The sequence below is a fragment of the Pseudomonas sp. RL_105y_Pfl2_101 genome, assembly GCF_963970585.1.
Taxonomy (GTDB): domain Bacteria; phylum Pseudomonadota; class Gammaproteobacteria; order Pseudomonadales; family Pseudomonadaceae; genus Aquipseudomonas.
In genome coordinates, this window is the sequence record NZ_CAXAPG010000004.1 from 295,924 (window position 1) to 314,042 (window position 18,119).

Below are 18,119 nucleotides of genomic sequence, written 5' to 3' on the forward strand. Positions count from 1 at the left end.
AAAAGCACAAGTGCGTTTGTTTAAACCTGCGGAGCGGTTTGAGCATGCGTTGAATGGTCAGGACGGATCCTGAACCAGATGGAATACATCGCTGGCAGGAACACCAGCGTCATGATGGTGCCAACGAACGTGCCCCCGATCAGTGTGTAGGCCAGCGTCCCCCAGAAAACGGAGTGTGTCAGGGGGATGAACGCCAGGATGGCCGCCAGCGCCGTCAGCAGTACCGGACGGGCCCGTTGTACCGTGGCTTCGATGACCGCATGGAACGGGTCCAGTCCTTCCTGTTTGTTGTGATGGATCTGCCCGATCAGGATCAGCGTATTGCGCATCAGGATGCCCGAGAGTGCGATCAGGCCGACCAAGGCGTTGATCCCAAACGGCTGCTGGAAGATCAGCAGGGTCGGCACCACGCCAATCAGGCCCAGCGGTGCGGTGAGGAACACCATGATCATGGCCGAGATCGAACGCACCTGCACGATGATGATCAACAGCGTCAGGGCCACCATGATCGGCACCAGCGGCACGATCGCCTTGCCGGCCTTGCCCGATTCCTCGATGGCCCCGGCCTGCTCGATCCGGTAGCCGTCAGGGAGGCTGGCGATGATCGGCTGCAGTTGCTTGACGATCGCGCTCGATACGTCTGGCGGCTGCAAGTCTTCGGCAATGTCACCGCGCACGGTGATGGTTGGCGTGCGATCACGTCGCCGCAGGATCGGCTCCTCCATGCGCACATCAATCTCTGCGACCTGGGACAGCGGAATGCGCTGGCCTGCCGCACCCACCAGGGTAAAGCCCTCGATCCTGGCCGGATCGAGCCGGATATCACCGGCAGCACGACCGACCACCTGCACTGAGCGGATGTCCTCGCGAACCGCCGTGATCGGTACCCCCGAGAGCAGGAATTGCAACTGCTGGGCAATGGCATTTGACGTCAGCCCCACCGCCTGCAAACGATCCTGGTCCAGACTGAAATGCAACGTCGGCGTCAGCGCCCCCCAGTCGGTATTGACGGTCCGCATCAGCGGGCTTGCCTGCATGACACTCTGGACCTGGTCTGCGATTTCACGCAATTTCGACGGCTCAGGCCCCATCACCCGGTAGGCAACTGGAAATGGCGAATACGGACCGAACACCAGTTGCGTTACACGGATACGCGCCTCTGGCGCGAGCCCCTCGGCAGCCGCCTCGCGGAGACGGAACTTGAGGGTCTCGCGCGCTTCCTGGCTCTGCGTCAACACCACGATCTTGGCGAACGAAGGATCGGGCAGTTCCGGCGCCATCGCCAGGTAGAAGCGTGGCGCGCCTTGGCCGATATAGGTCGTGACGATTTTTGACTCATCCTGTTTCTGCAACCAGGCCTCGACCTTGGCAGTGGCGGCGCTGGTCTGCTCGATGGAGGTTCCATAGGGCATCTGCACCTCGACCATCACCTCGGGACGGTCTGACGTCGGAAAGAACTGTTTCTTGACCAGGCTCATGCCGAGAATCGCCACGACAAATGTCGCGATCACGGTGCCGGCTACCCACCACTTGCGCGCGATGACGCGGGTCAGGACCTGGCGAAAGCGATTGTAATGACGGGTGTTGTAGATTGCCGCGTGACCGCCCTCGACCTGCTTGATGTCCGGCAATAGCTTCACCCCCAGGTAAGGGGTGAACGCCACCGCCACCACCCAAGAAGCGATCAGGGCAATGCCGACGATCCAGAACATGTTGCTGGTGTATTCGCCGGCGGTCGACTGCGCGAAACCGTTGGGCATGAAGCCAATCGCCGTTACCAGCGTACCGGACAACATCGGTGCGGCGGTGTGGCTCCAGGCATAGGCGCAGGCTCTGATCCGGTCGTAGCCCTCCTCCATTTTCACCACCATCATTTCGATCGCGATAATCGCGTCGTCCACCAGCAGCCCGAGTGCCAGGATCAACGAACCCAGGGTGATCCGGTCGAAGTTCTTTCCGGTGGCCGCCATCACCACAAACACTATCGCCAGTGTCAACGGTACGGCGGCTGCGACCACAACGCCTACACGCCAGCCCATGCTGAGAAAGCAAACGAGCATTACAACCAACAGCGCGACAAAAAATTTGACCATGAACTCACCGACGGCCGAGTCAATGTTCACGGCTTGATCGGTGACCTTGGTCAGCGTCATGCCCAGTGGCATGCCTTCATTGATCTTGGCGGTCTCCGCGTCCAGCGCCTTGCCCAGGTCCAGGCCGTTCCAGCCCTCACGCATTATGACCCCCAGCAACAAGGCCTCTTCGCCATTGTTGCGCACCAGGAAAGTGGCCGGGTCTTCATATCCTCGCTCGACTGTCGCGACGTCCGAGAGCTTGAGCGTGCGGCCTTGAATCACAAGGGGCGTGTCACGAATGTTCGCCAATTTATCGAAGGCGCCGTCCACCCGCAGGACGACCTGTGGTCCGTTGGTTTCGATCGAGCCAGCGGGCGTGAGTACGTTCTGATTGTTCAGCGCGGCGAAGATATCCTGGGGCGAGACGCCCAAGGTGGCCAGTCGATCATGGGAGAACGACACAAAGATCCGCTCGGGCTGCTCACCGATGATGTTGACCTTCTTCACGCCCGCCACGTGCAACAGGCGCTGGCGCAACGACTCAGCATCACGCACCAGCAGGCGCTGCGGCTCGCCTTTGGCTTTCAGGGCGAACAGCGCGAACGTCACATCGGAAAATTCATCATTGACCATCGGCCCAATCACGCCCGCCGGCAACTTGAGTGCTTCGTCCTGGAGTTTTTTGCGCGCCTGATAGAACGCCTCCTGCACTTGCGCAGGTGGCGTGCGATCGACCAGCGACACCATGGTGAACGCCAGGCCGGGACGGGTGTAGGTGTCCGTGCGGTCGTACCATTTCAGCTCTTGCAGGCGTTTTTCAAGCGGCTCGGCGACCTGGTCCTGCATCTCCTGGGCGGTCGCGCCCGGCCATGCGGTGATGACGGTCAACTGCTTGACCGTGAACGGTGGATCCTCGGCACGCCCCAACTGGAAGAACGCCAAGGTGCCCGCGACGGCAATCAGGAAGATCAGGAACACGGTAATGGAGCGCTCGCGAACGGCGAGTGCCGATAAATTGAGGCTCATTGACGGCTCCCGACAACCTTCACATCACCCGGTTGAGCCAGTCGCACTTGCTCACCCTCACGCAGCAGGTGGGCGCCGAGCCCGACAATACGCTCGCCCACATTGAGATTGCCGGCGACTCGCGCAGTGTCATCACTCAAACTCAGAATTTGCACAGGTCGCCAAGTGACTTTCGCCGGTTCCCCCTTTATGACCCACACGCCGGTGCCGTTGCCCGGGTCAAAAACGGCAGCGATCGGCACTTGCAGTGCCTGGCGTTGCACGCTGTCTTCGGCGATGCGAAGCGTGACGGTTGAACCCAGCGGCGCATTGGCCAGCGCACCCTCCAGCACATACCGCGCCTCGAAGGTACGCGTCACGCGGTCAGCCGAATCCGAAAGCAGCCTCAGCTTCGCGGTGACCGCTCCGGTGGTGACGCCATAACGCGTCGCCTGCGCGGTAGCGCCTGCGGCAGGTCGAAGAGTCTCGGGCAATTGCACAACGGCTTCGCGCTGCCCTGCCCGCGCCAGTCGAACCACGGTTTGCCCGGGGCTGACGACTTGCCCGGGCTCGGCCAGCGTTTCCATCACAACACCGTCAGCATCGGCGAGCAGCACGGCATAACCAGACGCGTTCTGGGCGACGTCAGCCTGCGCTTGCGCAGCACTGAGTTGTGCCTTGGCAGTATCGGCAGCAGCTTTTATCTGGTCATAGCCCGATGCGGAAATAGCGCCTGCGGCGACCAGGTCGCGATAGCGTGCCTCGTCATCGGCGGTCTGCTTGGCCCGGGCCCGAGCGGCAGCGACCGCCTCCTGTTGGGCTCGCGCCTGCAGCCCCAGGTCGATGGGGTCGAGGCGCATCAACGGCTGCCCCCGTTTGACGACCTGTCCGCTATCGACCAGGCGCTCAAGCACCTTGCCCGCTACCCGAAAGCCCAGATCACTCTGGACCCGAGCCGCCACGACGCCGGTAAAAGATCGCGAGAGATCAGACGAACCCTGGACTTCAGAGACCCGCACCAAGGGCGCAAGCGTGCGTGGATCTTTAGCGGTGGATGAGTCGCCACACGCCGTCAGGACGAGAGGCAACAAGCAAACGACAAAGGTGACAGGTCGAAGCCGGAGCATAGGTTCCCTTTTGGGCAGGTAGGACAGGAGCCTCATTCTCAATCTAGTGACCATTACTGTCAATCGTCACAACTCATCACGGAGCACTCATCACAGCAATACTTGCCGATTTATAGGTAACAACGCGACTAAATCCTATGAGTGCTCATTGACAGATTGTGACCACAACATAATATAGTCACAACCCATCCACGGCTCCAGGAATCTCAATGTCGCCCCTCCACCCCGCTGCTTTGCTGGTGAGCTTCAGCTTGATGACAGGTTGCACGGTCGGTCCGGACTACCAGCGTCCGGACGCTGCGCTGGCGCATCGTTACCTGGGCCAGGCGTCTGTCGAGCAGAGGTCCGCAGCGACATCGGCCAGCCTCGTCGCGTGGTGGGAAGGCTTTGCTGATCCAGTGCTCAGCGACCTGATTGCCCAGGCACTTGAGCAGAACCTGGACCTGGCCCAGGCTTCGGCCCGCGTCACCCAGGCACGGGCAGGCCTGGGGGCTGCAAATGCCGCGTTATTGCCCTCTGGAAACATCAGCGGGCAGGCCGCGCGCTCATACCAATCCGTGGAAACACCCCTTGGCCAAGTGCTGAACTCGACGCCTGGATACGATCGGTACGGCAACGCCTACGAACTTAACGTGGGGGCCAGCTGGGAAATCGACCTCTTCGCCAGCCTGCGCCGTGGACGCGAGGCCGCATTGGCCCAATACCAGGCGTCTGAGGCTGGCGTCGCGGCCACACGACTGGTCGTCGCCGCGCAGACCGCCGATCTCTACATCACCGCCCGCGGGTTGCAGGCACGGCTGGACATCGCCAATCAACAAGTCAAGACACAGCAGGATCTGTTGGAGAAAGCCCAACTGCTCTACAGCAAGGGCGTTGCGGCCAGCTATCAGGTTCACCAGGTCGAAGGCACCCTGTCGCAGGTCCAGGCGACGGTGCCCGTGCTGCAGACCGGCCTGGATGCCGCCATGAATGCGCTGGATGTCATGCTTGGCACGCCGCCCGGTACCCATCGCACGCAACTGGCAAACGGACGAAGCATCCCTCTGGCGCCACAGATAACGACTATGGGAACCCCCGCCGATCTGCTGCACCGCCGACCAGACCTGATCGTGGCCGAGCGCCGTCTTGCCGCCTCCAATGCGCGTATCGGCGAGGCCGTCGCTGAGTACTACCCGAAATTTTCCCTCAGTGCGTTACTGGGCAGTGCCACAGCGGTTTCCGGCGGCAACCTCTTCACTGGCGATGCCAGCCAGGCGGCCGGCGCACTGGGCCTGCGCTGGAGACTCTTCGACTTTGGCCGCATCAATGCGCAAATCGATCAGGCCAAGGGGCAGGAAGCCGAAGCGCTGGCGACCTACCGTCAGTCCGTATTGCGGGCCACCGAGGACGTCGAGAATGCCTTCTCCGCGCTGGTGAATCGAGAATCCCAGGCGAGCACCCTCACCCAGGGCGAAACCTCGCTGACGCAGGCCCGCCAATCGTCATTCATTGCCTATCAGAAAGGCACGGCCAGCCTGATCGATGTTCTGAATGCCGACGCGACGCTGCTGCAGGTCTGCGATGCACGGGCGCAAGCGCGCACGGAATCGGCACGGGCGGCGGTGGCGGCATTCAGGGCGCTCGGTGGTGGCTGGCAGCCTCCTGAGGCCCAGACAGTGGCAATTCGCTGAGCTGACCAGATAACCCAACACTTGCGCCCCCTCTCCTTCAGCTCACAACCAGAGAACAACGACATGAAACCGAACGAACGCTCCTGGGTGCTCATCACTGGCGCCTCAAGCGGATTTGGCGAAGAGTTTGCCCGGCAATACGCTGCACAGGGAAAATCGCTCGTCCTGGTAGCGCGCAGGCTGGATAGACTCGAGGCGCTGTCGGCGCAGTTGCGCGAGCGCTTCCACATTGATGTGCTCGTCGAGCAAGTCGACCTGTCCTCAATCCCCGCGATCATCGATCTGCACGCGCGACTGAGCGAGCGCAATATCCTGATCGATGTGCTCATCAACAATGCCGGCCATGGCTTGCAGGGACCTTTCCTGACTCAGTCCCTGGACCAATCGCTGGCGATGATCGCCCTGGATATTGCCAGTGTGACGGCCCTGACCCATCTCTTCGCAACTGACATGCGAATCCGCCAACGTGGACAGATCCTTATGGTCGCAAGCCTGCTGTCCTTCCAGGGCGTAAAGAACTTAGCCGTTTACTCTGCCGCAAAAGCCTACGTACTTCGCTTCTCCGAAGCCCTTCATCGCGAACTCAAAAACGAAGGCATTGCCGTGACAGCCCTTTGCCCGGGCATGTCGGACACCGGGTTTGCAGAGAGCGCCAGACAAAAGCTCACACCGGCTTTGAAAATGGTGATGATGCAACCCCAGCCTGTGGTGCGCGCAGGAATCCGAGCACTGCAAGCCGGACGCATGAGTGTCGTTCCGGGGCTTGGCAACAAGGCAATCACTGTCCTGACCTGGGCCACGCCACGCTGGTTTCATCAAGGCCTCATGGCACGCATCATGGGCGTTTGAGCAGGGCTGCTTTTACCCTGGGAAACGGCATTCTGAAGGTCGGGGGACAATGCACGCGCGCCCCCCGACCTTTAGAGCGGTGATCGATCAGAAGCGATAGCTAACGGAGGTACCCAGGCCGCTCGCGCTGTTCCTGTACTTGGAGCTGTAGGCACCTCTGGTCGGCGAGGTTTCGTTGACCCGTACGCTCTCCTCCCACAGATAGGAATAAGCGACGTCGATCGTGACGTTATCCACTGGCGTCCAACCAGCGCCGAAGCTGACGATTTTTCGGTCGCCGGTAGGAATGCGTGGCCCACGGTTGGTGTTGTTGGCGGGCGACTGGTCGACCGAGAAGCCTGCGCGCAGCACCCACTGGTTGTTCAACTGATACGACGTGCCAATGGCGTGTGCCCACGTATCGTGCCAATTCTGCTCTTCGGTGATGGTGCGCAGCGCGCCGCTCAATAAAGGTGGCAAGCCCGTGTTCTCAATGGTCAGTTCCTTGAAGCGACTCCAGCGTGTCCAGGTGCTGCCCGCGTACAAGGTCCAGTCATTGGCGAGCTGGTGAGTCAGCGAGATGTCCACGGACTCCGGGGTGTCCACATCCAGTGAAGCATCATAGCTGCGCCCGCTAAGCCCTATCACACTGAAGATGCCGTTGCTGACCTTGGTCTTGGCATCCAGGTGGTAGCTGACCTTGGAATGGTAGGTCAACCCCACACGGGTCCGATCTGTCGCCTGCACCAGAACACCAGCATTGAAACCAAGGGCCGTATCGTCGCCGTTGCTTTTGAGTTTTCCATCATTGCGACCCGGGCTCAGTGGGTTGGGCACTGTGCCGGTTATCTCGCCACTGATACGGTTGACCGTCGGGCCGAATCCGATCGAAACCCTGTCATTGAAGGCATAGCTGATGGTGGGCTGGAACGTGAGCGTCGTGACTTCGCTTTTGTTGCCGTAGTAGCGCCCGGCAAAGTCGCTGCCGTAATCGGTAATCAGGCCGAACGGCACATAGAAACCCACGCCGAACGCCCAATGTTCATCGATGGGCTTGACGTAGTAACCCATGGGCACAGTGGTCGTGGGCACGACGTCGCCGTCTTCCTGGCCGCCAAAGGTACTGCGAGTCTGGCTGATGTCATTCTTCGCGAAGAGCGTCGCCGCCCCCAGGCTGACCTGCTCTGATTTGAGGCGAGACATGCCCGCGGGGTTACCGAAGACGGTGCTCGCGTCCTCGGCCGAGGACGAGCGACCGGCAAACCCCGATCCCATCCCGCTGATGCTCTGTTCATTGAGGGCAAAACCGCTTGCAAGCACATGAGAAGTGGCGAACGCAACGACGAGGCCTACGGGGGCCTTGAGTATTATTTTTTTCATTATTGGGACTCTTGAATTGGAACTATGGGGGGTTGCAGCCTGGGTTGTTTGTATTAGGTAAAAATCGCCACTGTCTGGCGCGCCCAAAGCACGCGGCGGCCGCTTTCGTCCCATATTTCCATGTCCTGTAGCGAGTACCCTTCCAGCGCCTGCTGGCTGAAAGAGCTGACAAGAAACCATTCGCCGGCAGCGGCCGGCTGCGGTAGGTCAATCATCCAGGACGCGGAGCTGATAGCGGCGGGTTCGGTGAAACAGGTCATGGCGGCCGGCGGCAAACTGTCAGCCAGTGCAATCAGGGCAACGGCCGGATCCACGCCCTGGGCATCCAGATGGCGTACCCACATCAATAATTCGGGACTTTCGGCACCGGACACCGGCAGCGAACCACCCGCAGGACGCATCTCGAAGTTATAGGCGCAAGCCGGAGCAATCCTGGGCGGACTTGAACGGAGGGAAGTCCGCCGGACGTTCCCGCAAGACCGCCTGCACCGACAACGCTGCCGAAAGCCCGCCAAAGATGGTACGACCTTGCTGCCAGTTGGGCGGAGAAACAAAGGGGGCGTCTGGATCGAATTGCTGCAGCAGTTTGGCAAAGCTCGTCATACCGACGCCCCAGGCTAAGAGCAGATACGCCATATTTATTCATGTGACCATTTGTGTCAATAGTCACAAACTGGATAAATAAAGGCGACTATCCGCCGCTGGAGCGGGAGGCAAATCGGATGGGTAAAGCGCCTGCAATGGCCTGGGTGCAATCTTCAGCCACAGCTTAAGGCATGAGGCTGCGCAAGATCAGGTTGCAGGTGAGCGTGGGGGCAACCTCGACGTAATCCAGGCTGTACTGCAGCAGCAACGGATTGACGAAAGGCCGCAGCGCCAGATGGATCGCATCTACGGTTTCGTCCAGTGGCGTCTTGCGTTCGAACTCGCCCAGTTCCCGTCCCTCGCGCACGATTTGCAACACGAAGCTCTTGATCCGTGCGTTATAGACTTGCGAACTGGGCCATTGCTCCGACGCGGAAAACGCCGCAATGTCATAGAGCTTGCGGTCATTGAAAAACAGGTTAACGCCTGTGGTGATCAGGGCCTTGACCAGGCGGCGAAAACGCTCCGTCGCTGAAAGCCCGTCTTCACTAATGGCCTGCTCCACCGCCGCGACGATTTCTGCCAGGCACTGGCTACAGATGGCCTCGCCAATCGCCTGCTTGGAGTCGAAGAACTTGTAGATGTAGGCCTTGGAGAACCCGATGGCCTTGGCCAGGTCGGACACCGTGGTCTTGCCATAACCGTATTGACTGAAATGCTCGTTGGCCGCCGCGACAATCTGGTTTCGAATGTCGTGATCGGCGGGGCCGCGGGTGCTGGGCGAAGGTATTGAGGGCTGGTTCATGGAGGCAGCTTACGCATCCTGAAGATCGTTGACAACTTGTGACCATTAAGCAATAGCGTCACAAGCCAGCCACTATCAAGCTGTCGGCACGCCCCTTCCTTCTATTTGGCAAAAATCTGGCTCTTCTCCTTGAACGCCTTGAACTCCAGCGCATTACCGCAAGGATCGAACAGAAACATCGTGGCCTGCTCCCCCACCTGCCCCTTGAAACGTACGTAAGGCTCGATCACGAACTCGGTGCCAAAGGATTTCAGCCGCTCGGCCAGCGCTTCCCACTCCTGCCAACCCAGAATGATGCCGAAGTGAGGCACCGGCACGTCGTGCCCATCGACCAGGTTGCCGTGCACGCTCTCTTGGGAAGCGGTCTTTGGCTGTTCATGGATAACCAACTGGTGGCCATAGAAGTTGAAATCGACCCAGTGGGCACTGGAACGCCCCTCTTGCAACCCAAACACTTCGCCATAAAAGGCCCGGGCGCCTGGAAGGTCATAAACAGGGATTGCGAGGTGGAATGGGGAAAGGCTCATCACGGCTCCTGTTGCTTTTTATAAGGACCGGGCCATCGTAAGGCTCGGTTCCAAACAAGAAAAACAATATATTTCTCTCAGTAACACAATTAATATTTGTGAATGATAAAAGAACTCAAGACTCTTATCGCCGTAGCACGGGAAGGTACTTTCGCTGCCGCAGGCCATAAAATCGGCCTCACCCAGGCGGCGGTCAGCGCACAGATCCAGCGTCTGGAGGCCGAGCTTGGCTTCGAGATTTTCGACCGCAAGGGACGCACGGCCCACCTCAATCGGATGGGCCATCAAATACTCTTGCAAGCGCAAGAGTTGTTGCGCCTTTACGACAATCTTGGCGCGAGCCCTGCCGGGCTTGCCCCCAGCGTGCTGGTGAACATTGGCGCTATCGCTTCGGTGCAGCGCTCCTTCCTGCCAGACGCGCTCGCCAGGTTTCACCAACAATGTCCGCAGTGCCGCACGCGGGTGCTGCCTGGCGTGTCGATGGAGTTGATCAACCAGGTGGATGCCGGCGAAATCGACATGGCCGCCATCATCCGCCCGCCTTTCTCGCTGCAAAGCGATCTGCGCTGGATGACCCTGGCGCTGGAGCCGTATCGGCTGATCGTTCCGAGCACGCTCCCCGGAGAAGACTGGGCCGAACTGCTTGGCAGCCAACCCTTCATTCGTTATGACCGGGCGTCGTTCGGTGGCCGGCAGGTGGACCGTTTCCTGCGCAAGATGCACTTCGCCTTGCATGAAGTCAGCGAGCTGGATGAACTGGAGGCCATCATCAAGCTGGTTGGAAACGGCGTCGGTGTGGCCCTGGTACCGCAAACCGCGAGCCATCGCCAATGGCCTGAGGGTATACGCGCCCTCGACCTCGCAGAGCACACCTTCCACCGTGATGTCGGGCTCGTCCATCGACCTCGACAAAGCCTCACCGAACCCGCGGGGATACTGGTGCAATTGATTGCCGAGCAGGCCCAGGCCAACGGACCAATCCCATAACTGAAGTGGCTTGACTCAACTCACAAAGCACGCGCGTCCTCAACACCCGCGGGGGTACGCTCACAAGCCCCCACCTGCGGCACCAGACGAATATCGACACGCCGATTGGCCATTCGCCCAGCCTCGGTATCGTTGTCGGCAATCGGCTGGCTGTCGGCGAAGCTCTGTACAGCGAAACAATCGACGGGGATGCTTCCCACGCGCTGCATCCAGTCGCGCACGGCTGAGGCGCGGGAATGTGACAGTTGGAGGTTCTGTTCGACCGAACCAGTTGCATCGGTGTGTCCGGCGACAATGATCAACCAGCCTGGTTGAGCCTTGATATCGATCAGCGCCTTGACCAACACGTCGGTCGAGCCAGGCTTGAGCGCCGAACTGCCGGCGTCGAACAGTGACAGGCTGTCCAGGCGCACGGGATCGGGCAAGACCACTTTTTTCTCCGCCTCCAATAACCCAGCGCGCCAGGCAAACCCAGCCGCCAGGGCAAGCACAAGCGCCGCCGAGTAAAGGCACAGCATCAATCGCCTCTTGCCGGTTTTCATGTTCGGCGGCGGCAGGATCCTGATCGGCATCGCAAATGCCGGCTCCGATAGTCTGATGGGCAGCAACGCCGTTTCGGCGCCAAAATCGATCCGTTCCAAGCGCTGGATCAGACTTTTGACCTGCTGCTGCAAAGCCTGGAGTGTCATCAACGGCATGGATGTGTGGCTGACCAAGCGTTCATTCAGGCATGTCAGTGCATGATCCAACTCCAGCAATGTGCGCAGGTTGCAAGCTGTCAATGCCAGGCTACGCAGCAGCGTGTGAAGTTGGGCAAACAACCACCCGAGGATATCCAAGCGCACTGACACCGACGACGGCCATAAACTCGACCATTGGCCGCTGAGGGTCTTGAGCAATCTCACCCCTTGGACCATGCCATCCAAACCGTGACGCTGACTACGAGCCAACGCATAGAAACTCACGGTTTGCAGTTCCACTCCGTTCAATTGCAATAGCACAAGACACAACTGCTCGACTTTTTGCCAATCCACATCGGGACAGGCAGGATGGCCCAGCTTGGCCAACTCGTCGCGCAACGCGGCGAATTCAGCGTAGCCGCGCGGATCTGCGCCGATGCGAACATGCATTTCAAACAACGCGCTCATCGCGCTTCCTTTCCATTGTCCATTCCCGGCTTCGACAGGCAGTGCTGTCGCTTGAGGTGACGGACCAGGACTTTGCCCTCCGGCCCCAGGGTGGTCCCGAACGTGACCCGTTGCCCCCCTTCTAATTGCACGTCCAGGGCACAGTCCAAATGCCCCGGCAGCGCCTGCGGCAACAACTCAATGGCAAGTGCCATCAACCGTGGTTCGTATTTGAGCAAGGTGTCGGTCATCGCTGCGACCAAGGTATGGGCGGTCGCCGGCAACCCTTGCAGGATCGTCCCCATATCCGGCAACCCGTAATCTGGCAGATGACTGAGTGTTCCCGCCCGGCAGTTAAGGATGCGTTGCAGATTGTCCAGGACCGACAGTGTGTGTTGGTCCTGCTCGCTGACGCGATGCAAATCCAGTTCACCGTCGAAATTTTGCAGCAGCACTTCATAGAGCGAAGGGTTGAGTTCAGTCATGGCTCATTCCTTTGGCAAGGGGCGTAAGGTCAGATGGTTATCGCCCATCTCGATCACTCGTGCTCGGTCCGGGTCCAAGTCATCGCGTGTCAGCATCAGGCGCCAAGTGTCCAACCGGGTATCAGGGCTGCGAAACAGAGCCACCAAAGCGACAACCCGGGCCTGCTTGTCCATAGGCACGGTCAACTGCGCCCCGGCCCCTGGTTTCACCACCACGGCTCGTTTATCCAGCAACGCGCTGTCGAGCAGGCTATCGTCACCGTTCAACAGACCGTCGTAGGTTGCCCGCTCCAATGCTTTGCTATCGCGCAATTGGTACACCCGCACCAGGGTCGGCAGCGACAATGCGCTCATGTCCGCCGCATCGGTGTTCAGTGTCGTGCGAGCATTGAAATCCAGATACAGGGTTCTCACCGGTTTATAAAAAATCGCCTCGGCGGTGGACGTGGTGCCCTCCTTGACGGTCTGGGCCACTCCACACCCGCCAAGCGGTACGGCGATCATCGTCAGTATCAACAGGTTAAAAACGGTACGTGACATGCTGTGTTTCCCTGATCCGTGGGTTGGTAGAAAGGCCTTGATAGCGGCCCAGATTGATCGTGAGGGTGTCGTGCTCTGCCGCCTGCCAGGCGTCTGAACCCAAGCCCAGGACACCGGTCATGCCCAGTCGTATGGGGGCATGACCCAATATCGGAGCCGGCAGGCTGCGCACCGCAAGCGTCAATTGCAGCATCACGTTGCAACGCCACCCCAGGTAAACCCCCAGCAGCACAATCAAGTCGCTGTGCAGTGCGCCGCCGGGCAACCAATCATTGGCCTCCTGCTCCTGTTTGGTGAACAGAGTCAGGTGCAGGTGGCTGTTAACGTCCTGACCGACAGCGCCTAGCGGCGTCCCCTCGGACAAACTCACCGGGCGACTCGGGCAAAGACTGGCCGGTTGCGCCAAGTCAATTCTCTGTGTCCAGTGCGGGGTAATCCGCGCTTGGGTATTGGGCGCCAGCAACTTGACCAGCGCGTCGATGCCCTCGGCGTTGCGGGTGGGCAGACGCATGACGCCGAGCAATGCAAGAAAACGCGATATGGGCGTCGTTATGCGCCGGGCGGTTCCGGGAATACCCAGTCCGATCAGCCCCAACAGACATTGCGAAGTCGAATCGCTGCCACCGGTTTCGAAAGTGGCCGGATAGGAATACTTGCGCCAGATCCGGTAGAACTGGGTAAAAATCCGATGATTGAAAATATCAAGGAAGGCTTCCAGCGCCTCATGCCCTTCCCGGCGCTGGGCAATGTCATCCAGGAAAGCCGTTGGCATGGGCGAGTCGACACCGTACAACCCCAGCAGGCGGGTGCGTACCGTCGCCGGTCGCTGTGGTTTCTCCTTATCGAGTTCGATCGCTTTCAGTTCGCCGGCGGGAAAGCTCATGCCGGCGTCGGGTCGAAAGCGCACCGGGTCGTCCGTCGGGCGCGAAGTGCTGCCCAAGAGCGGATAACTGGGTAAAGCCTGTTCCAGTAACTGACAAAATCGATACACGCTGGCCTCGGCCGCTCGCCCCTCAAGGGCTTCCAGCAAACCGCCAGCGTTTAACCGGGAATACGCTGACTGTGGTTCTCGCTCCATCGCAGGCATGCTCCAGTGGGTTGAAGAATCAGTGTGAGCTGAGTGAACAAATGGATATCCGCGTAGAGCGCAAAAAAGCGATTGAGCATCTCCCCGAACAGATTGATGTCGCCCTCCCCCGAAAAGCCATTGGCATCCAGGGTGATTTCGATATCCACGCCACGCAGCAGGAAGCCTTTTTCGAAACGTTGGACCAAGTGATGGCTCACCTCGACGATCGCCGCCAGGCGACGCCGATTCAACTCGCTGCCCGTCCAGTCATACAACGCCAGCGTTCCGCGCAATACCTCGGCACTTTCGAGCATCGGCAAGAAGTTGGAGCCCAAGTGGCTGAGGATGCGCCAGTGAAAACGGTCACGGTTCGGCGGGTAGCACGGCAACGTCGGTGCACAGAGGTTGCGCACCCGTAGACCGAGTTGGGTGGACTGCACCGCCGTATCGAGCAAAGTGCTCTGCAATGCCTTGCGTGGCAGCTGGCCGTGAGTGCCGGTCAGACGTAATGACAGGCACTCACTTACGCCCAGGCGGTCCTGGTCGAAACCCTCGCCCCCCAGGATCAGCCAAGTGTCATGCAAGCCGTTGGCAGCCCGTTTCAAGCGGGTATGGAAATAGCGCTCTGGCGCCTCATCCCGCAACATGCCGCCCTTGTGGCGAAAGCTGGTGAAAGGCACGTAATCCAGGCGCTCGACGCCCTTCGATGCAGTGACCTGGTCCACCGAATAGATTTCCATATGGCCGTCTTGCAAGCGCATGGGTCGCAGCAGGTAATCGGTTTGCAAGATGTCCAGCGCCAGCGGGTCGGATTCCAGCACGAAAAGATTGATCACCGGCACGGCGTGCAGGCGGATATGTTCGGCACTCAGGTCATAGGTGTGAGGCCAGGATTCACGCAGCACCACTTCAAGTTCAAACCAGGGCACGCCCGAGTCAATGCACAACTGGTCCAATCCACAGAGTGTGACGAACATGAATTTTTCCCGGAACGTGAAGTACTCCAGCAGCAACTGATAACCGCTGAAGGCGCTGTCGCCCTTGGGCCACAGCCGATCCTCGTCGGCAAACCCCTTGGCCGCGAAATACCCATCCACTGGCTTGCGGTCCGACTGCCCGGCCAAGCGCACATACATCGCCTGCCGGTTCAAGGTCAGGGCTTGGTGCAGCGCGCTGGCCAGCGGCGCATCGGCGTTCAAGTACAGCGGCAAGCGGCTCAGGTCGATCTGCGCCCAATCGATGGACGCGGCACGGGCAAAGCGCAGGCGCAGCAACGAGCGACCATCGGGTTCATAGTCCCGCTCCACGGATGTCAACGCCAGCGGCTGCAGCGTCAAGTCTTGCGTAGTGGTGTAGCGGCAACAGGTACGCTGCGGCCCTATGGGTTGCGACAATATCTCGAACCCCTGGGCGATCCGTTCGCTGCGCTTGATTTGCGCAAGATCGGGCACCAACTCGACGATCGACAACGACGGAATGGTCCGCAAGTAATGTGGCCACAGCAGGCTGACCAAGCCTTCGGTCAGTTCCGGCAGATCATCGTCGAGCTTTTCTCGCAGACGCCCCATCAGGAAGGCAAAGCCCTCGAACAGGCGTTCGACATAAGGGTCCCGGGCTCCCGGTTTATCCAGGTTGAGTTGCGCCGCCCGATCCGGAAACGCCTCGGCGAACTCCTTGCCGGCCTCACGCAGGTAACGCATTTCGGCATCGAAATAGCGCAGTGTCAGATTGTCCATGTCCATAAAGAATCCTGATCAATAGGTGTCAACCGCAAAGCACTGCGGCACGTACCGGATCAATGGCCACCAGCGCCGCCAGCAACCCCTCCATCCGTCGAGCGAGGGCGGGTTTATCGGCGTCATTGCGCTGGGCTTTCAAGCGCAGCAACTTGAGCAGCCGGGCCTTGACCTCGAAATACAACTCGGGCTCCCACGCGTGCAGGTCGTGGTGCTGCGCGGTGGCATCCAGCTCCCCCAGCAGATGAATCGCCAAGTCAGTTTTGCCAAACTGCTCGGTCATCCGAGCCATCAACAGGCGCAGCAGCCAGCGTTGGCGTCCGGTCTGTATGTCCGGGCGCGTCGCCAGCCAGGCCAACGCTTGCTCTACCCCTTCCCTGTCGGCCTGCGCCAGGGCTTCGCCTTCCAGCGATAAAATGTCGGCATCGACGGTGCTCGGTGCGGGCGATGGAGCAGGCAACCATTGTTGAGGACGATTGCCGATGACGTGCTGGGCGATCCATTCACGGGTGGTCTCATCGGCCAAGGGCGTCCCGTCGCTCCAGCACAACAGTTCCAGCCCCGGCAACCGATCGAGGAGCATGCCCAGGTCACGCTGGGTGATATCGGCCCAGCGATCCTGAGGCGCGGGTTGTTTGCTCAGCGCCTGGTACACGTACCACTGCAAGTCCAACCAGAAATGATTCACGCCTTCGGCATAGATCCGTTCCACCTGATCGAGCAACTCACTCCAGCCTTGTTGCAGATACAAACGCTTGAGTTGTGCCCGATGATCTGCGCGCGGCGGCGCCAAACGGGTGTTGCCATCGGCAGCCTGGGGTGGCGCTTGATGTATCGTGTCCCAGCGCAGGCTCTTCATCAGTCGATGGGCTGCCAACCACCCTTGAGGCTGATCGCGTAAATAACCGGCCAAGGCCCGGCCAGTGTCCAACAGATCCCGACCGGACCTGATCACTGTGGCCGACGACGTCCCATTCGATTCCTGGCTGGCCGTGTTCTGCGGGACCAATGCCTCCATGCCTCCAGACTGCGCCAGCCGGGCAGAGAGCGCGGCGTACAAAGGCCCCAGGCACGGGCGTTGATCTTGAGACCATGAATCGAGGCCCTGCTCCAGCCAGACCAACGCCGCGACGGTGCGCTCGGCTTCGGCCTTCACCACCTCCGGATACAGCGATAAGGTATCCAGCACCTTGCTACCGGCCAGCCACTGCAACGCCAACTTGCGACTGTTGGGCCGTACGGGCAGCACCGTCTCGGCGAACCGCTCCACCAAGGCCGCCAGCAGGCTCAGGCCATCGGCCAGCCCCGCCTCACCGTCCCTGTGCAAACGCGCCCACAGGTAATAAGTGGCCACGCGCAGATCCTTACAGGCCTTGGTCAGTAGCTTTTCAGCCAGTTGGATCACCCGTTCGGCATCGGCACCGGACAACTTGTCGACTTCTTCGCGCATGTGCTGGAAGTCATCGTCGTAACCAGGGTCGTCGCCCACGGGAGACGCATCGCTGATGGGCTGTAGCCAGGGTTGCCAACGGGGCATTTGTTCACGGGCAATCGACAGTGGGTCGCGCTCGCCCAGGCAACGGGCGATCAAACTCTGCAGGCTCATTCGAATCGCTCGTTGCGCGCATAGCCCGCCGCTGCTCCACCCTCGGTGAGAAATACCTGCCCCGGCAACGTAAACCCTCGTAGCCTGAGCAACGCCATCGGCCCGGCGTCCAGCTCGGTGCGCAAGTGCCAGGTCAAACCCAGCCCATCGGGGGCCTTGAGCACCATGCGGTAGCGGCTGTCGCCATCGTCCAGCGCCGTGAACGTGGCTTGCTCGAGCAAGCGAATCAGCCCCCAGGTGCCGGCGTAATCGCCGAACAGCCGCTCGCCGGTGTGAACGCTGGTCCAAGTCAGGCTCACGCCGGGGTAGTCGCTACGCCCCGGCCAGCCGAAGCGCTGCCAGCGCTCCTTCTGGTTGAAATACTCGTGTTTTTCACCGTTGAGGATGAAGGTGGTCTGCACCACATCGCGCACCCCTTTGCCGCTCAGCTCAAAACTCAGGCCCAGGTTGCCGTCGGTGTAGAGCACGTCGGCCAGGTCGCTCAGTTGATTGACCGCCGCCAGAAACTTGGGATTGACCCGCAAGCCGCGACCATGGCGCGGATCGGCCACCCAGCGATTGCCTTCC

The 18,119-nt window shown here is 60.2% G+C and carries 17 protein-coding genes; 3 read left to right on the forward strand and 14 right to left on the reverse strand.

Going from position 1 to position 18,119, the window contains the following annotated elements; genetic code table 11:
- Positions 1 to 20: 20 nt before the first annotated feature.
- Together AACY31_RS07685 and AACY31_RS07690 are read right to left on the reverse strand one after the other, a co-directional pair.
- The gene (locus AACY31_RS07685) at positions 21 to 3,101 is read right to left on the reverse strand and encodes an efflux RND transporter permease subunit (protein WP_339504279.1); all 3,081 of its coding nucleotides are present in this window, start codon (positions 3,099 to 3,101) and stop codon (positions 21 to 23) included.
- Positions 3,098 to 4,207, reverse strand: a complete 1,110-nt coding sequence (locus AACY31_RS07690) for an efflux RND transporter periplasmic adaptor subunit (RefSeq protein WP_339481991.1) — start codon at positions 4,205 to 4,207, stop codon at positions 3,098 to 3,100. The genes AACY31_RS07685 and AACY31_RS07690 overlap by 4 nt, the downstream gene beginning before the upstream one ends.
- A 209-nt stretch (positions 4,208 to 4,416) precedes the next feature.
- Here AACY31_RS07690 and AACY31_RS07695 point away from each other — a divergent pair, with 209 nt between their 5' ends.
- Both AACY31_RS07695 and AACY31_RS07700 read left to right on the forward strand, forming a co-directional pair.
- Positions 4,417 to 5,877, forward strand: coding sequence for a TolC family protein (locus AACY31_RS07695; RefSeq protein WP_339504281.1), 1,461 nt, complete (start codon positions 4,417 to 4,419; stop codon positions 5,875 to 5,877).
- 63 nt (positions 5,878 to 5,940) lie between these two features.
- Positions 5,941 to 6,726: an SDR family NAD(P)-dependent oxidoreductase gene (locus AACY31_RS07700; RefSeq protein WP_339481989.1), complete on the forward strand. Its 786-nt coding sequence runs from the start codon at positions 5,941 to 5,943 to the stop codon at positions 6,724 to 6,726.
- 87 nt (positions 6,727 to 6,813) lie between these two features.
- Here AACY31_RS07700 and AACY31_RS07705 read toward each other — a convergent pair whose 3' ends face one another.
- The 5 genes from AACY31_RS07705 to AACY31_RS07725 form a co-directional block, all read right to left on the reverse strand.
- The gene (locus tag AACY31_RS07705) at positions 6,814 to 8,085 is read right to left on the reverse strand and encodes an OmpP1/FadL family transporter (RefSeq protein ID WP_339481988.1); all 1,272 of its coding nucleotides are present in this window, start codon (positions 8,083 to 8,085) and stop codon (positions 6,814 to 6,816) included.
- A 53-nt stretch (positions 8,086 to 8,138) separates the two neighbouring features.
- Positions 8,139 to 8,459: a hypothetical protein gene (locus AACY31_RS07710; RefSeq protein ID WP_339481987.1), complete on the reverse strand. Its 321-nt coding sequence runs from the start codon at positions 8,457 to 8,459 to the stop codon at positions 8,139 to 8,141.
- Between the two features lie 34 nt (positions 8,460 to 8,493).
- Positions 8,494 to 8,688, reverse strand: coding sequence for a hypothetical protein (locus AACY31_RS07715; protein WP_339481985.1), 195 nt, complete (start codon positions 8,686 to 8,688; stop codon positions 8,494 to 8,496).
- Between the two features lie 166 nt (positions 8,689 to 8,854).
- Positions 8,855 to 9,475, reverse strand: a complete 621-nt coding sequence (locus tag AACY31_RS07720; protein ID WP_003202289.1) for a TetR/AcrR family transcriptional regulator — start codon at positions 9,473 to 9,475, stop codon at positions 8,855 to 8,857.
- Between the two features lie 101 nt (positions 9,476 to 9,576).
- Positions 9,577 to 10,002 (reverse strand): VOC family protein, encoded by a 426-nt coding sequence (locus AACY31_RS07725; protein WP_339481983.1) that lies wholly within the window; start codon positions 10,000 to 10,002, stop codon positions 9,577 to 9,579.
- A gap of 102 nt (positions 10,003 to 10,104) precedes the next feature.
- Here AACY31_RS07725 and AACY31_RS07730 point away from each other — a divergent pair, with 102 nt between their 5' ends.
- A complete protein-coding gene (locus AACY31_RS07730) occupies positions 10,105 to 10,989 on the forward strand; it encodes a LysR substrate-binding domain-containing protein (protein WP_339481982.1) in 885 nt (294 codons plus the stop codon).
- A gap of 20 nt (positions 10,990 to 11,009) precedes the next feature.
- On the opposite strand, the gene AACY31_RS07735 is transcribed toward AACY31_RS07730, so the two are convergent.
- From AACY31_RS07735 to AACY31_RS07765, 7 genes are all read right to left on the reverse strand, one after another.
- Positions 11,010 to 12,137 carry an OmpA family protein gene (locus AACY31_RS07735; RefSeq protein ID WP_339481980.1) on the reverse strand — a complete coding sequence of 376 codons (1,128 nt, stop codon included), beginning with the start codon at positions 12,135 to 12,137 and terminating at the stop codon, positions 11,010 to 11,012.
- Positions 12,134 to 12,601, reverse strand: a complete 468-nt coding sequence (gene tssE, locus AACY31_RS07740; RefSeq protein WP_339492973.1) for a type VI secretion system baseplate subunit TssE — start codon at positions 12,599 to 12,601, stop codon at positions 12,134 to 12,136. Before tssE ends, AACY31_RS07735 begins: the two co-directional genes overlap by 4 nt.
- A gap of 3 nt (positions 12,602 to 12,604) precedes the next feature.
- Positions 12,605 to 13,141, reverse strand: a complete 537-nt coding sequence (tssJ, locus tag AACY31_RS07745; RefSeq protein ID WP_339481977.1) for a type VI secretion system lipoprotein TssJ — start codon at positions 13,139 to 13,141, stop codon at positions 12,605 to 12,607.
- Entirely contained in the window at positions 13,122 to 14,219 is a 1,098-nt protein-coding gene (gene tssG, locus AACY31_RS07750; protein WP_339481976.1) for a type VI secretion system baseplate subunit TssG, read from the reverse strand. The genes tssJ and tssG overlap by 20 nt, the downstream gene beginning before the upstream one ends.
- On the reverse strand, positions 14,183 to 15,952 hold the full coding sequence (tssF, locus tag AACY31_RS07755; RefSeq protein ID WP_339481975.1) for a type VI secretion system baseplate subunit TssF: 1,770 nt from the start codon (positions 15,950 to 15,952) through the stop codon (positions 14,183 to 14,185). The genes tssG and tssF overlap by 37 nt, the downstream gene beginning before the upstream one ends.
- A 22-nt stretch (positions 15,953 to 15,974) precedes the next feature.
- Positions 15,975 to 17,552, reverse strand: a complete 1,578-nt coding sequence (gene tssA / locus AACY31_RS07760; RefSeq protein ID WP_339481974.1) for a type VI secretion system protein TssA — start codon at positions 17,550 to 17,552, stop codon at positions 15,975 to 15,977.
- A partial coding sequence (locus AACY31_RS07765) for a type VI secretion IcmF C-terminal domain-containing protein (protein ID WP_339504284.1) occupies positions 17,549 to 18,119 on the reverse strand: 571 nt, incomplete at its 5' end. The genes tssA and AACY31_RS07765, both read right to left, overlap by 4 nt.